Below are 12,384 nucleotides of genomic sequence, written 5' to 3'. Positions count from 1 at the left end.
AATATAAGGAAGTGTTATGAGCTTGAAGTGGATTGATTCGCGAGACATCGCAATTGAGCTATGTGATTTGTACCCTGATACTGATCCTAAAACGGTACGTTTTACCGATCTGCATCAATGGGTGCTAGACCTTGAAGAGTTCGACGACGAGCCTAACCACTCGAATGAGAAAATCTTAGAGGCTATTATTTTGTGCTGGATGGATGAGATGGATTAATCCTCTTGTCTAATGATTTGGTCGCGGGTTGGTATCAGTCCAATATAAAACGCAGCCAAGTTAACAATTCTTACTAAAAAAAGCGGACCTTATGGTCCGTTTTTTTATCAAAATGACATTTTCCTCCTACATAATGCTAACATCAGTGCGCTAATAAAAAATAATCAGAATCACACACTCACAGTGGTTCATGACAAGGAGAAATCATGTCTACACAGATGTCAGTATTTTTAAGTCAAGAAGCTGCCCAGCCTCAGTGGGGAGCAAGAGCTATTTTATCGTTCTCAGAAGCGGGAGCGACAATTCACATTGGTGAAGGCCACGATCTAGGCGCAGTTCAACGTGCGGGTCGTACGCTTGACGGACAAGGTATCGCATTCGTTTCACTTCGTGGTGAAGGTTGGGATCTAGAAAGCGTTTGGGCTTTCTACCAAGGCTACCGTGGACCAAAGAAAAAGAATGCATTGGAATGGGATGCACTTTCAGAAGCCGATCAAACTGAGCTTGAAGCTCGTATTCGCGCAACTGACTGGACGCGTGACATTATCAATAAAACCGCTGAAGAAGTGGCACCTCGTCAACTTGCGACAATGGCTGCAGAATACATCAAGTCAGTGGCACCAGCGGGCACTGTTAAAGCGAAGATTGTTAAAGACAAGGATCTACTAACCGAAGGTTGGGAAGGCATCTACGCGGTAGGTCGTGGCTCTGAGCGTACATCAGCAATGCTGCAACTGGACTTCAACCCAACAGGCGATGAAAACGCACCTGTATTTGCCTGTTTAGTCGGTAAAGGTATTACGTTCGATTCGGGCGGTTACAGTATCAAGCCAGGCCAATTCATGACAGCGATGAAAGCTGACATGGGTGGCGCAGCAACGATTACTGGTGGTTTAGGTCTTGCGATTGAACGCGGTCTTAACAAGCGCATCAAGCTTATTCTATGTTGCGCAGAGAACATGATCTCTGGTCGCGCATTGAAGCTTGGCGATATCATTACCTACAAAAACGGTAAAACAGTTGAGATCATGAACACTGATGCGGAAGGTCGCTTAGTGCTAGCTGATGGCCTGATGTACGCAAGTGCACAAAGCCCTGAGCTGATCATCGACTGTGCAACGCTAACAGGCGCGGCTAAAAACGCATTAGGTAACGACTACCACGCACTATTAAGCTTCGATGATGAGTTGTCTCACCAAGCGCTAACAGCGGCAAACCAAGAGAAAGAAGGCTTATGGCCACTGCCTCTTGCTGATTTCCACCGTGGTATGTTGCCTTCAAACTTTGCTGATCTTTCAAACATCAGCACAGGCGATTACACACCGGGTGCAAGTACAGCAGCGGCATTCCTTTCTTACTTTGTAGATGATTACAAAAAAGGTTGGATTCATATGGATTGCGCGGGTACTTACCGTAAGTCAGCAAGTGACAAGTGGGCGGCAGGCGCAACGGGTATGGGCGTTCGCACACTGGCTCGTCTTCTTATCGACCAAGCAAAATAATAATAAGGGTGAGCGGTATTTTGTGCCGCTCATTCATAAAGCTCAGATCGAAAGATCTCAGTAATTTCAGTATTTAATAACAAAAAAATGAAGTGAAGGAATCCCTATGGCTCTAGAAAGAACGTTCTCAATTGTTAAGCCGGATGCAGTTAAGCGTAACCTTGTTGGTGAAATCTACCACCGTATCGAAAAAGCAGGCCTAGAAATTATTGCTGCTAAAATGGTTCGTCTTACTGAAGAGCAAGCGAGTGGCTTCTACGCTGAACATGAAGGTAAAGAGTTCTTCCCAGCTCTTAAAGAGTTTATGACTTCTGGTCCTATCATGGTTCAAGTGCTTGAAGGCGAAAACGCTATCGCTCGTTACCGTGAGCTTATGGGTAAAACAAACCCAGAAGAAGCGGCATGCGGTACTATCCGTGCTGACTACGCAATCAGCATGCGTTACAACTCAGTTCACGGCAGCGACAGCCCTGAGTCTGCAGCTCGCGAAATCGAATTCTTCTTCCCAGAATCTGAAATTTGCCCACGCCCAGCTCAATAATCGGCACTGCAAATTATTCTAAAGGCTTCACCTCGGTGAGGCCTTTTTTGTAAGTGGATTTTACGCTCTCGATAATCAATTTAGTCGTCATTCTCGAAAGCGACGAAGGAGCGTAATCGGGAATCTGTTTTTGTTATTGGAGATTCCAGATACTTCGTTCCTCAGTTCTGGAATGACGGGGAACTTTGGAGCAACCATCTCGTGGTAAATATTATCGAGCAATTGGTGATTATTTACGTCATTCCCGAAAGCGACGAAGGAGTGTAATCGGGAATCTTTGTTTAAATTGGGTAATCTCAGGCCGATAAATACAATCGTTCAAATTTTAATCGCTTAAGTTTGAATGTCTTAATAAACACAGGGTTTTACAATGCTTGTTGAAGTTGCGTAAAGCCTGTACAATTCGCGCCCTTAATTATTGTTCCGTCATTGAGAGGCATCATGACCACAGCTAAAGTCAATCTACTCGATTTTGATCGTAAAGGTCTTCGTAAATTTTTCACAGAAGAACTGAATGAGAAAGCGTTTCGAGCAGAGCAAGTGATGAAGTGGATTTATCACTTCGGTGTCGATGACTTCGAACAAATGAATAACATCAACAAAAAGTTACGTGAGAAACTTCAACGTCGCTGTGAGATTGTTGCACCTGTTGTTTCTGAAGCTCAACACTCTTCAGATGGCACAATTAAATGGGCGATGAGCGTTGGCGACCAAGACGTTGAAACGGTATACATCCCAGATGGTGACCGTGCGACGCTATGTGTATCTTCACAGGTTGGTTGTGCACTTGAATGTAAGTTCTGTTCTACAGCTCAACAAGGCTTCAACCGTAACCTAAAAGTTTCAGAGATTGTTGGCCAAATCTGGCGCGCATCTCGCGAAATCGGCCTAGAAAAAGAAACCGGTCGTCGTCCAATTACTAACGTTGTAATGATGGGTATGGGTGAGCCTCTATTGAACATGAAGAACCTAATGCCATCATTAGAAATCATGCTTGATGATCTAGGTTTCGCACTGTCTAAGCGTCGTGTAACCGTATCAACTTCTGGTGTTGTTTCTGGCCTTGACCAAATGACAGACAACATCGATGTCGCATTGGCTATTTCTCTACATGCGCCAAACGATGCACTACGTAGCCAAATCATGCCGATCAACGACCGTTGGGATATCCAAGACTTCCTAGCATCTGTTCGTCGTTACATTGCATCTTCAAATGCTAACCGCGGTAAAGTAACGGTTGAGTACGTGTTATTGGATCATGTGAATGATGATATGGACCACGCACGTGAACTTGCTGAGCTAATGAAAGAGACGCCTTGTAAGATCAACTTGATTCCATTCAACCCTTACCCGGGGTCGCCTTATAAGAAGCCAAGCAACTCTCGTATTGATCGCTTCCAAAAAACGCTGATGGAATACAACTACACAGTAACCGTTCGTAAGACTCGTGGTGATGATATTGATGCCGCGTGTGGTCAGTTAGTCGGTGATGTGATTGATAGAACCAAGCGTACTAAAATGCTTAAAGCAGCCTCTGAAGCGAACTTGATTGCCGGTGGTGTGATTGAAGTAAAAGCGGTATAAAACGCGATTAGAACCTAAACAAGCCAGAAGTCTTACTTCTGGCTTGTTGCTTTTCTGGGGTGCAGTTTTTGATTTTTTGGACTTCTTGCCCACGCTTTCTTACATTTTTCGTCAAATTTTGGACAAAACCATGAGCTGACGGTAAATTTTGTTTAAAGTGTTTTTGCCTTGTAATGGCATTAGCTTATGATTAACTAATCTTAAATTAATTTAAGTGCTCGCTTGCTACTGATCATCAATATGTCTATTTAGGTTGGCTACTTGATAAACTAGCTTCCTGAGAAGGTCATCCATAACAAATGAATGATGTTCGCCTTTAAGGGTTGATGATTTAGATAGCAGGAAAAATTCCACATAACGTGGGTTGTTAGATTGAGCTTAAACGACAATAAGAAAACGCTCTCCTCAACCTGCGATAATACTTTAGAAGTTCACTCTCTATGAACACAGAACAAGATACACAAACGCAAGAAACCGTAGCTCCAGCTTTGGAAGCGGGAACGCTGCTTAAGAACAAACGAGAATCTCTTGGTTTAACGCAAAAGCAGATTTCTGATCGCTTGAAACTTCGCGTTACGCTGATCCAACAAATTGAAGAAAACCAATTCGAGTCAGATCAAGTGGCGACGTTTATGCGTGGCTATATTCGTTCATACGCGAAATACGTCAATCTTGACGAAAAAGTCGTATTGAGTGCGCTGCATCATGCCGGTGATGCTCAGCATCAAGAGCAAGAAATGTTGAGCTTTTCTCGTAAGACCAAAACCGAGAAGCACAACAGCCGTATTATGATCCTGACTTGGAGTATTTTTGCGGTCATTGCGGGTATCTCCTCACTTTGGTGGTGGCAGAACCAACAACAAGACACCCTATCTCAATCTTTAGCGAATACTGAAAGCTCAGAAGAGCTAGCGGTAGAAGAATCACTTGCCCCTGAATTCACCTCTTTAGAAGTGATTGAAGCTGAACAAAACGAAGCGGGTGCTTCTGTTGTTGAAGGTACTGAAGGCCTTGCTGCAATAAGCGACGCGGAAGATACTTCAGGTGCTGTTACTCCAGCTGACGAAACTCCTGCACAGCAAGCAACAGAGACTGAACCAACTGCTGAAGTTACTGCTAATGCAGAAGCGGTTGAAGCTAGCACGGCTCCTGAAGCTGTGGCTAACGAGCTAGTGATGCAGTTCACCGCTGATTGCTGGATCCAAGTAAAAGATGCAACGGGTAAAACCTTGTCGACTGGCATCAAAAAAGCAGGTCAGTCGTTAAATCTATCAGGAACTGCGCCATATAAAGTGATTCTAGGTGCGCCAGAAGGCGTATCAATGACATTTGCAAGTGAACCTGTCGACCTTTCTGGGTATACTTCAGGCAAAGTAGCTAGAATAACCTTACCTTAGAGTTAATATGCAACACGAATCTCCTATTATTCGTCGCAAATCAACCCGTATTTATGTGGGTGATGTGCCGATCGGTGATGGTGCACCAATTGCTGTGCAATCCATGACCAACACAAGAACAACAGATGTAGCCGCGACCGTTGCTCAAATTAGAGCTCTGGAAAAAGTTGGCGCTGATATCGTTCGCGTATCTGTACCGACTATGGATGCAGCTGAAGCCTTTAAGCTAATCAAGCAGCAGGTCTCTGTTCCTTTGGTTGCTGATATTCACTTCGACTACCGTATCGCACTTAAAGTGGCGGAATACGGCGTTGACTGTCTGCGTATCAACCCAGGTAACATCGGTAACGAAAGCCGTATCCGCTCAGTTGTTGATTGTGCACGTGATATGAATATTCCGATTCGTATTGGTGTTAACGGCGGTTCTCTTGAGAAAGAGATCCAAGAGAAATACACAGAACCTACAGCAGAAGCGCTTGTTGAATCAGCAATGCGTCATGTAGATATCCTAGACCGTCTGAACTTTGATCAATTCAAAGTCAGCGTGAAGGCTTCTGATGTATTCCTTGCTGTCGGTTCTTACCGTTTGCTGGCTAAGCAGATTGATCAACCTCTCCACCTTGGTATTACCGAAGCGGGTGGTGCGCGTGCAGGCTCTGTGAAGTCAGCGGTAGGTTTAGGTATGCTTCTTTCTGAAGGTATCGGCGATACGCTACGTATATCGCTAGCGGCTGATCCGGTTGAAGAGATCAAAGTTGGCTTTGATATTCTTAAATCTTTGCGCATTCGTTCGCGTGGCATCAACTTCATTGCGTGTCCGAGCTGTTCTCGTCAAGAGTTCGATGTTATTAACACCGTTAATGCCCTTGAAGAGCGCCTAGAAGACGTGATCACTCCAATGGACGTATCTATCATCGGTTGTGTGGTTAACGGCCCTGGTGAAGCTGAAGTGTCTCACTTAGGTTTAGCTGGTAGTGCACGTAAGAGTGCCTTCTACGAAGATGGTAAGCGTCAGAAAGAGCGCTTCGACAACGATGACCTTGTCGACAAACTTGAAGCTAAGATTCGTGCAAAAGCGTCAGTGCTTGATAAAGCAAATCGCATTGATGTAGAAAACTTAGAAGATTAATACAACGCGATGGGGTGTGATTGTCTATTCGCACTAACACCTGGTCGTGAGAAATTACGGAATAAATACTGTGGCTAAAAATATTCAAGCAATTCGAGGCATGAACGACTGCCTTCCAACTCAATCACCACTGTGGCAGAAAGTAGAAAGCGCAGTTAAAAACGTGGTGAGTGCATACGGTTACAACGAAGTACGTATGCCTATCGTTGAAGAAACAAACCTATTTAGCCGTGCAGTTGGTGAAGAGACAGACGTTGTTTCTAAAGAGATGTACACCTTTGACGACCGCAATGGCGATAGCCTAACGCTGCGTCCAGAAGGCACAGCAGGTTGTGTTCGTTCATGTATTCAAAATAGCCTTATCAACCGTGATGAACAGCGCCTATGGTACATGGGCCCTATGTTCCGTCACGAGCGTCCTCAAAAAGGTCGTTACCGTCAATTCCACCAATGTGGTGTTGAAGTGTTTGGTCTAGACGGTCCAGACGTTGACGCAGAACTTATCATGATGACAGCACGTCTATGGCGTGAGCTAGGTATCGATAAGCACGTTCGCCTAGAGCTGAACTCAATCGGTTCTCAAGAAGATCGCGTAAGCTACCGCACTGCGTTAGTGGCTTTCCTTGAGCAACATATTGATGTGCTTGACGAAGACTGCAAACGTCGCATGCACACTAACCCTCTACGTGTACTTGATACTAAGAACCCTGATGTTCAAGCTATCTTAGGTGACGCACCTCGACTATCTGAATATCTAGGTGAAGAATCGAAGCAACATTTTGCTGGTTTGTGTGAACTTCTTGACGCTGTTGGTATCGAATACCAAGTTAATGAGCGTCTAGTACGTGGCCTAGATTACTACAACCGCACCGTATTTGAGTGGATCACAGACAGCCTTGGTGCTCAAGGTACAGTATGTGGCGGCGGTCGTTACGATGGTCTTGTTGAGCAACTAGGCGGCAAAGCAACCAATGCAGTTGGCTTCGCAATGGGTCTAGAGCGTCTGGTTCTGATGATGGAAACGCTAGAGCTAACAGAAGTTCGTCGTAGCGTTGATGTATACGTAGTTGCTGCTGGCGAAGGTACTATGATCGCGGGCATGCAGTTAGCGAATCAATTACGCGACACCGTTGAAGGCGTGCGTGTAATGAACCACTTCGGTGGTGGTAACTTCAAGAAGCAATTCAAACGTGCTGACAAAGTAGGTGCTGTTGTGGCGCTGGTACTTGGTGAGAACGAAGTTGCTGACAATACAGTTGTGCTAAAAGATCTGGTTGGCGGCGAGCAAGAAACCGTGTCTCAAACGGAAGTTGCAGAGAAAGTTGCTGCGCTAATCTAATTAGCCATTGAGCAAACGCTCATAATGAATACTAACGTCAGCACTATGCTGGCGTTTAAAGAATTAAAGAGGACAGGAAGTGGAACTTTACGATAGCGAAGAGCAACAAGTTGAAGCCATTAAAGATTGGTGGAAAGAGAACGGTAAAGCCGTAATCTTTGGTGCGGTTATTGGTTTAGGTGGTCTATTTGGCTGGCGCTATTACCAAGATTCAGTAGTTGAAGCGCGTGAAGCAGCTTCAGAAAGCTACACCTCTGTAATTTCAGCTCTTGATGTTAAGGGTGTTGATGCTCAATCTGATATTCAAGCTTTCATCGACGCAAACAAAGATGCTGAGTACTCAGTACTTGCTGCTATGCAACTAGCAAAAGTACAAGTACAAGCAGGCGATCTAGCGGCGGCACTTGAACAGCTCGAGTGGGCAAAATCGGCAACTAAGGACGCGGCACTTGCGCCACTACTTACTTACCGTGTTGCACGTATTAAAGCTGAGCAAGGTGAATTTGACGCAGCACTGACTGATCTTGCTGCTATGACAGATGAATCTTGGAAAGGCCGTGTTGCTGAACTGCGTGGTGATATCTCACTTCGTAAAGGCGACACAGACGCAGCATACAGTGCTTACACAGAAGCACAGCAAGCTGTTGACGCTAGCCAAACGCTTAAAATCAAACTTGACGACCTAGCTAAATAAGGCGCTTTGAATGAAGAAGATGTTTCCAAAAGCGGCGTTGTGTGCGATTGCTCTTGGCCTACTAGCTGGCTGTGCGGGTGAAGAAGACACCGTAATCATGGCTCCAGTACCAACGGTAAACAGCGAGTTCACTCCTAGTCAGGAATGGTCTACGTCGGTTGGTGATGGTGTTGGTCACTACTTTTCAAAACTAACGCCAGAATTGGCTTACGACAAAGTGTTTGTTGCAAGCCGTGAAGGTATGGTTAAAGCGCTTGATCCTGATACAGGTAAAGCGCTGTGGAAAGTCGATCTTGAGAAAGACGTATTGGCTCGTTTATCGGGTGGCTTAACGGCGGCTTACGGTAAAGTTTTTGTTGGTTCTGAAAATGGCGAAGTGATCGCACTGGAAGAATCGACCGGTGAAGAGCTGTGGCGTGTATCAGTCAATGGCGAGGTGCTTGCATCCCCAGCAACTGATAGCAACATGGTCATTGTTCATACCAGTCGCGGTATGTTGATCGCGTTAGATCAAGCAAGCGGTGAACAAAAATGGACCATCAGTACGGAAGTACCAAGCCTAACACTGCGTGGCGATAGCTCGCCTGTTGCAGTTTCTGGTGGTGTATTCTGGGGTACAGCAAATGGTCGTCTAGCTGCGGCTATCGTTGATCGTGGTCAGCTTATTTGGCAACAGCCAGTAGGCACACCAAAAGGTGCAACGGAAATTGATCGTTTGGTTGATGTTGATGCATCTCCAATTGTTCTTGGTGGCACCCTGTATACCGTAGGTATCAATGGTCAGCTGATTGCTATCGACCTTCGTTCTGGTAAGCCAATTTGGAAACGTAACTACTCATCAGCGATTGATTTAGCAAGTGATGGTAGGCGTTTGTTCGTTGTTACCGACAAAGACCATGTGGTTGCGGTTGATGCGCGTAGTGGTACTGAACTGTGGAGCACTCCATTGTTAGAAAACCGCTTACTGACAGCACCTGCTATTATTAATGGTTATGTAGTCGTGGGTGATACTGAAGGTTATCTGCACTGGTTGGATCGTTCATCGGGTGAGTTTGTTGCTCAACAGCTTGTCGATGATAGCGGCTTTGCGGTTGCACCAATTGAACTGCCTGAAGGCTACTTAGTGACGACTCGCAATGGCGATGTAAAGAAACTAACGATTAGCCAATAAAAGCGTGATATAATTCACAGTCGGCTCCTGGTTGGTAACAGCCAGGAGCCGTTTTGTTGTTAAAAATTAATAAACCGTGTGGTTATAGGTAAGAGTTTAAACTTGCGAACAAGTGCTTACCTATAACTACATTTAGAGAAGAAATTGTAGAGGTTGTTATGGTACCTGTTGTTGCTCTAGTAGGGCGTCCGAACGTAGGTAAATCTACGTTATTTAACCGATTGACTCGAACTCGTGATGCATTGGTTGCGGATTTCCCTGGCTTAACGCGTGACCGTAAATACGGTCATGCTCATTTTAGCGAGCATGACTTTATTGTTATTGACACTGGCGGTATCGACGGTACTGAAGAAGGTGTTGAAACTAAAATGGCTGAACAGTCGCTAGCGGCGATTGATGAAGCTGATGTCGTTCTATTTATGGTAGATGGCCGTGCGGGTCTAACACCTTCAGACGTGGCGATTGCTAAGCACCTACGTCAACTAGAAAAGCCTTCAATGCTAGTAGTAAACAAGGTTGATGGTATCGACCCTGATGCTGCAAGTGCTGACTTCTGGCAACTAGGTGTAGAAGACATGTACCAAATCGCTGCGGCGCATGGTCGTGGTGTTACTGCACTTATTGACCTTGCTCTTAACCCATTCGCAGAAGCGCTAAAAGCTGAGAATGGCGAAGTAAGCGACTTAACTGAGTTTGAAGACGAAGAAGAAGAGCAGGTTGAATTTACAGAAGAAGAAGCTGAAGCAGAATTCAAGCGTCTTCAAGATCAACCGATCAAACTAGCGATCATTGGCCGTCCTAACGTAGGTAAATCAACGCTAACGAACCGTATTCTTGGTGAAGAGCGTGTGGTTGTTTACGATATGCCAGGTACGACTCGTGACTCTATCTATATCCCAATGCAGCGTGACGAGCGTGAATACGTTCTAATCGATACTGCGGGTGTTCGTCGTCGTAAAAACATCAACGAAACGGTAGAGAAGTTCTCAGTGGTTAAAACACTGAAAGCGATTGAAGATGCTAACGTTGTATTGCTGCTTATCGATGCTCGCGAAAACATCTCTGATCAAGATCTAAGCTTGCTAGGCTTTGCGTTGAACGCTGGTCGTTCAATTGTTATTGCCGTAAACAAGTGGGATGGCCTAGATAACGACGTTAAAGAACGCGTTAAGAAAGAGCTAGACCGTCGCTTAGGCTTCGTTGATTTCGCACGTATTCACTTTATCTCTGCACTTCACGGTACAGGTGTTGGTCACTTGTTTGAGTCTGTACAAGAAGCTTACAAATCAGCGACTACTCGTGTTGGTACTTCTGTGCTAACTCGTATCATGAAGATGGCGACTGATGATCACCAACCGCCTATGGTTCGTGGCCGTCGTGTGAAACTGAAATACGCGCACGCTGGTGGCTACAACCCACCGATTATCGTTATCCACGGCAACCAAGTTCGTAACTTGCCAGATTCATACAAACGATTCTTGATGAACTACTACCGTCGTTCACTAGAAATCATGGGTACACCTATTCGCATTCAATTCCAGAACAGCGAGAACCCATTTGAAGCTAAGACAAACAAGCTGACAATTTCTCAAGAACGTAAACGTAAGCGTATGATGAGCATGGTTAAAGGTCGTAAGTAAACCTTTCCAATAGATTTGATACCCGAGCCTGTCTCGGGTATTTTTTTAAGCAAAATTCACGTTAAGCCATAACAATACGTTTTTATCATCATGGCTCAACGAATCAGACTAGATTCCAGAAGAAGAACGATATGACTACTAGCGATTTGATTACACCTGTGTCAGCAATCACACCAACCATCACTCAATTTTGTCATCAGGCTTGGCAGCTCAATGCTAAAGCGCAGTACGTTGAAAGCGATGACAGCAAAACTTACCTGATCACCGACGTGACACCCTTCCACCCAGTGAGTCACATTTGGCCAGATCACCCTGCAGACCAAGGCTTTGTGAGTGTTGGTGACGTGCTATATCCAGTTGAAGACTGCCTTGTTGGTGCTATAGAACAATCTACTGGCAAGCTTCATATCGCAGCAGATATCCCTGTTAAGCGTGATACGGAAGGGTGGGCGTTTGTTGTTGTCCACCAGCTACCTACATCTGCTTCTATGATTAAGGTTAACGACGAAGTCGTGTTGTCGGTTGATAAAGAGTACCAAGCCAGTTTGAGCCGTGGTCACAGTGCTGGCCACATCGCTTTCCTAGCTTTGAATAAAGTATTGGCTGAGCGCTACTGGCGTAAAGATGCGGATAGAAAAGATCCGCTTGGCAGTTACGACTTCAATAGCTACGCACAAGTGACGAGCTTTGTGACTCCAGAGCTGTGTTCCGATAAGTATCGTTTAGGCAAAACCCTCAAGAAGCGCGGTTTGAACGTTGCAGACATGCTAGCAAATCTTGATGACATCGAAGCTGATATCAACCAGATGATTGCGGGCTGGCTTGCAGAGCCGACGCCAGTTGCAATGCGACTGGAAGGCGAAGCATTAACAGACTCTCGTTATTGGGAATGGCAGTTGGATGCCGACACTTTAGTGTCTATTCCGTGTGGTGGTACTCACATTGAGAACACCTCAGAGCTTAAGGCATTGTCCGTTAAGTTAACCCAGTTAGATGACCAGCATATTGAAATGCTGACGCATGTAATTCGATGATTTAGACTACAGATCGAAATGGCCTGTGCTGTTTATTTTGTTTTTACATGTAACTTTTAATATAAATGACTATTTAAAATTGAAATGCAGCACATGTAACTTATGCTTTCGGTATGTGGTGATATAAATATTCTTT

The 12,384-nt window shown here is 45.1% G+C and carries 11 protein-coding genes; all 11 read left to right on the top strand.

Going from position 1 to position 12,384, the window contains the following annotated elements; genetic code table 11:
* The first annotated feature begins 16 nt into the window (after window positions 1–16).
* The 11 genes from iscX to A136_RS11120 all read left to right on the top strand — a co-directional run bounded on the left by iscX (window position 17) and on the right by A136_RS11120 (window position 12,248).
* Window positions 17–217 carry a Fe-S cluster assembly protein IscX gene (gene iscX / locus A136_RS11170; RefSeq protein ID WP_004740335.1) on the top strand — a complete coding sequence of 67 codons (201 nt, stop codon included), beginning with the start codon at window positions 17–19 and terminating at the stop codon, window positions 215–217.
* Between the two features lie 206 nt (window positions 218–423).
* Window positions 424–1,719 (top strand): aminopeptidase PepB, encoded by a 1,296-nt coding sequence (pepB, locus tag A136_RS11165; RefSeq protein ID WP_017062517.1) that lies wholly within the window; start codon window positions 424–426, stop codon window positions 1,717–1,719.
* Window positions 1,720–1,825: 106 nt separating this feature from the next.
* A complete protein-coding gene (ndk, locus tag A136_RS11160; protein ID WP_016797173.1) occupies window positions 1,826–2,260 on the top strand; it encodes a nucleoside-diphosphate kinase in 435 nt (144 codons plus the stop codon).
* Window positions 2,261–2,701: 441 nt separating this feature from the next.
* Window positions 2,702–3,844: a bifunctional tRNA (adenosine(37)-C2)-methyltransferase TrmG/ribosomal RNA large subunit methyltransferase RlmN gene (locus A136_RS11155; protein ID WP_017062516.1), complete on the top strand. Its 1,143-nt coding sequence runs from the start codon at window positions 2,702–2,704 to the stop codon at window positions 3,842–3,844.
* Between the two features lie 440 nt (window positions 3,845–4,284).
* Complete coding sequence (rodZ, locus tag A136_RS11150) at window positions 4,285–5,241, top strand: cytoskeleton protein RodZ (RefSeq protein WP_017062833.1); 957 nt, start codon at window positions 4,285–4,287, stop codon at window positions 5,239–5,241.
* Window positions 5,242–5,248: 7 nt separating this feature from the next.
* The gene (gene ispG / locus A136_RS11145) at window positions 5,249–6,370 is read left to right on the top strand and encodes a flavodoxin-dependent (E)-4-hydroxy-3-methylbut-2-enyl-diphosphate synthase (protein ID WP_009848294.1); all 1,122 of its coding nucleotides are present in this window, start codon (window positions 5,249–5,251) and stop codon (window positions 6,368–6,370) included.
* 70 nt (window positions 6,371–6,440) lie between these two features.
* Window positions 6,441–7,709, top strand: a complete 1,269-nt coding sequence (gene hisS / locus A136_RS11140; protein WP_017062514.1) for a histidine--tRNA ligase — start codon at window positions 6,441–6,443, stop codon at window positions 7,707–7,709.
* A gap of 79 nt (window positions 7,710–7,788) precedes the next feature.
* The gene (locus A136_RS11135; protein ID WP_017062832.1) at window positions 7,789–8,403 is read left to right on the top strand and encodes a YfgM family protein; all 615 of its coding nucleotides are present in this window, start codon (window positions 7,789–7,791) and stop codon (window positions 8,401–8,403) included.
* A 10-nt stretch (window positions 8,404–8,413) separates the two neighbouring features.
* Window positions 8,414–9,574: an outer membrane protein assembly factor BamB gene (gene bamB / locus A136_RS11130; RefSeq protein WP_017062831.1), complete on the top strand. Its 1,161-nt coding sequence runs from the start codon at window positions 8,414–8,416 to the stop codon at window positions 9,572–9,574.
* 158 nt (window positions 9,575–9,732) lie between these two features.
* Window positions 9,733–11,214: a ribosome biogenesis GTPase Der gene (gene der / locus A136_RS11125; protein WP_017062511.1), complete on the top strand. Its 1,482-nt coding sequence runs from the start codon at window positions 9,733–9,735 to the stop codon at window positions 11,212–11,214.
* 131 nt (window positions 11,215–11,345) lie between these two features.
* On the top strand, window positions 11,346–12,248 hold the full coding sequence (locus A136_RS11120) for a metal-dependent hydrolase (protein ID WP_017062510.1): 903 nt from the start codon (window positions 11,346–11,348) through the stop codon (window positions 12,246–12,248).
* Window positions 12,249–12,384: the final 136 nt, after the last annotated feature.

It is taken from the genome of Vibrio crassostreae 9ZC13 (assembly GCF_000272045.2).
Lineage (GTDB): Bacteria > Pseudomonadota > Gammaproteobacteria > Enterobacterales > Vibrionaceae > Vibrio > Vibrio crassostreae_C.
This window is presented reverse-complemented; position numbering and strand designations above follow the sequence as displayed.